Raw genomic sequence first — 2885 nt, 5'->3', positions numbered from 1 at the left:
CGGCCGGTCCGCCCGCAGGGGCTCGACCGTGCGCTGGCGCATCACCGGCCGCGGCGTCGCGCTCGTGCTCGCGGGCCTCGCGCTCGTGCTCGCCGCCTACTGGGAGCGGCAGGTCGTGCTGCTCGTGCCGGCCGCGCTGTGCCTCGGCGCGGTGCTGCTCGGCGCCTGGTGGGCGATCGGCGCGGTCGGTTCCGTGCGCCTCGGCGTGCCGGGCGTGATCGCCGAGGGGCAGCCGGCGACGCTGCGGATCGCGGGGGATGCGCGCCAGGCCGGCGCCCGCTGGTCGACGTGGGCGCCGGGGCCGGAGCGATACCTCCTGCTCGACGGCGAGCTCGACGGGCTCGGCCGGGCGCTCGTGCCGCTCGGCGAGCATCCGCGCGGCCGCTGGCGGCTCGCGCCGGTCGAGGTCACCGCGCTCGACCCGTTCCGCGTCGTGCGGACGACGCGCACGATCGACCCGTGGGCGAGCCTCGTCGTGGGTCCCGAGGTGCTCGAGGTGCCCCCGGGCGAGCTGCGCTCCGACCGGGCGCAGGGCCGCACCGCGCAATCGGTGACCGCCGACGAGGTCGACGCGATGGTGCGCGAGTGGCGGCCGGGCGATCCGCAGCGGCGCGTGCACTGGCGGCAGTCGGCGAAGCGCGGCGAGCTCATGGTGCGCCAGGAGGCGAACCCGGCGACCGACGAGCGGCTCGTCGTGGTCGACACCGCGGGCGCCGCGGGACTGGATCGCGACGCCGAGGACCGGCTCGCTCGTGCGGCGTGCTCGATCGCGCTCGCGCTCGCGGGCCGCGACGGGCTCGTGCAGGTGCGCGAGACGGGGGAGCGGTCGCTCCCGGACGCCGACTGGCGCGAGCTGCGCTCGGCGCTCGCGGCCTTCGCCTCGCTCGAGGCGCGCGCCCCCGCGCAGCCGCACGTGCCGGACGCCGACGTCGCGCACGTCGTCGCGCTCGAGGAGGTCGCGCCGGAGCAGTGGACGCTCCCGGCAGGCACGACCCTCTGGCTCGTGGCGCGCCGCGACGCGCCGGCCCGCAGCGTCTCGCCCGGGGCCCGGGTGCACGTGCGCCGTTGGCTCGACCGCGTCGGACCCGTGCGGGAGCTGCCGTGAGCGCGACCACCGCCGCACCCGCGACCGCCGCGGACCGCGAGCAGGCCCTGGCCCCGGACAGGCCAGAGCGCTGGGGTCGCGGCGGCGACCGGAACGGGTCGCCGCACCTGACCTCCACCGCGCACGCGGGGCCGGTCGAGACGACGGCGCTCGCGGTGCTGCCGATCGCGTGGCTGTGGTCGACCGGCACCGTGCTCGAGGACGACTGGCTGTGGCCGGTGGTCGGCGCGGTCGTGACGATGGCGGTGCTCGCCGCCGTCGCGCGCGCGGTCATGCCGGCGCTCGCCGCCTCGCTCGTCGCCGCGCTCGCGGGGCTGTGCTGGATCACCGCGACGTCGGCGCCCGACGAGGCGCTGCTCGGCGCGATCCCGACGCCCGAGTCGTTCGCGACGTCGATGGCCGCGATCGGCGAGGGCGTGCAGTCGATCGCGTGGGCGCTCAGCACGCCGATCGCGATCGACGCGCCCGTGCTCGCCGCGATCGTCGCCGGCGCGACCGCGCTCGCGGTGCTCGTCGACCTGCTCGGGCACGCGCTGCGCGCGCCCGCGATCGCCGTGCTCCTCGCCGCGAGCCCGCTGCTGCTGCCGATCGCGTTCCGCGCCGACATCCCGTGGTGGCATGCGCTGCCGGGCGTCGCGATCGCGGCGCTCGCGCTCGCTGGGCCGACGATCGACGAGCGCATCGAGCTCGGGCGCGGCTGGGCCGGCCCCCTCGCGCTCGTCGCCGTCACCGCGCTCCTCGCGGCGGCGGTGCCGATCGTCGCGCCGAGCCCGAGGCAGGTCGCGCTCGACCTGCCCAGCCTCGAGGACCTCTTCAGCCCGGCGACGCCCGTGCTCCAGACCGACATCGACCTCGGCGACGAGCTGCGCCGACCCGAGGCGCGGCAGGTCTTCACGTACTCGACGAGCGACGGCCAGCCGACCGTGACTCGGCTCATGACGCTCCCCGAGGCGGGGGAGCAGGGCTTCCGCGCGGTCGACCCGGTCGCCGCGGATCCGCCCGTGCTCGTCGAGGGCGCCGACCTCGGCACCCCGATGCAGCTCACCGTGCGCATGAGCCCCGTGCGCGCCGAGAGCCTCCCGATGCCCGAGCGCGTCACGGGCACCGAGGCGCCCGCGGGCGCGCACTGGGACGACGCGAACGACGCGCTGCGCATCGAGGGCGGGCTCGAGACCGACGGGCTCGAGCTCACCTCGGCGGGCTCGCGCTCGCCCGACCTCGCGGCCCTCGTGGGCGACACCGCGACCGGGCACGACGCGTTCCTCGCGCTCCCCGAGGGGGCGTCCGCGATCGGCGCGCTCGGGGCGTCGCTCGTGACCGAGGGCATGGGCGCCGCCGACCGCATCCGCGGCGTGCACGGCTTCATGACGTCCGGGATCTGGCGCTACTCCGAGCAGCTCGACCTGCCCGGCTTCGCCGGCGCGGGCGGCGACGGCTGGGAGGCGCTCGAGGGGTTCCTCGAGACGCGCAGCGGCTACTGCGTGCACTACGCGAGCGCGACCGCCGCGCTCCTGCGCGGCGCGGGCGTGCCGGCGCGCGTCGTCGTCGGCTTCCTCCCGGGCGACGAGATCTCGGGCGGGCGCTCGGTGACGACCAATGACATGCACGCGTGGGCCGAGGCGTGGGTGGATGGCTCGGGCTGGGTCCGCGTCGAGACGACGCCCGGGGCGGGCACGGGCTCGGCGAGCCCCGAGGGCGGCGAGCAGACGCAGGAGCCGACCGCGACGCCCGAGCCGAGCGAGACGCCGAGCGCGGCGCCCACGCCGACGCCGAGCAGCAC

At 77.8% G+C, this 2885-nt stretch carries 2 protein-coding genes; both read left to right on the top strand.

Annotation, left to right across the window (positions count from 1 at the left end; all coding sequences use genetic code 11):
- Positions 1-1105, top strand: a 1105-nt coding sequence (locus NWP09_RS12330; RefSeq protein WP_258275795.1) for a DUF58 domain-containing protein, incomplete at its 5' end; no start/stop codon positions are given.
- Positions 1102-2885 (top strand): transglutaminase family protein (locus tag NWP09_RS12325; RefSeq protein ID WP_258275794.1); only part of this gene is annotated, 1784 nt, incomplete at its 3' end. The genes NWP09_RS12330 and NWP09_RS12325, both read left to right, overlap by 4 nt.

Source organism: Agrococcus sp. HG114 (assembly GCF_024723325.1).
Classification (GTDB): domain Bacteria; phylum Actinomycetota; class Actinomycetes; order Actinomycetales; family Microbacteriaceae; genus Agrococcus.
The sequence above is the reverse complement of the archived record's forward strand: the minus strand, read 5'-3'. Positions and strand labels throughout refer to the sequence as shown.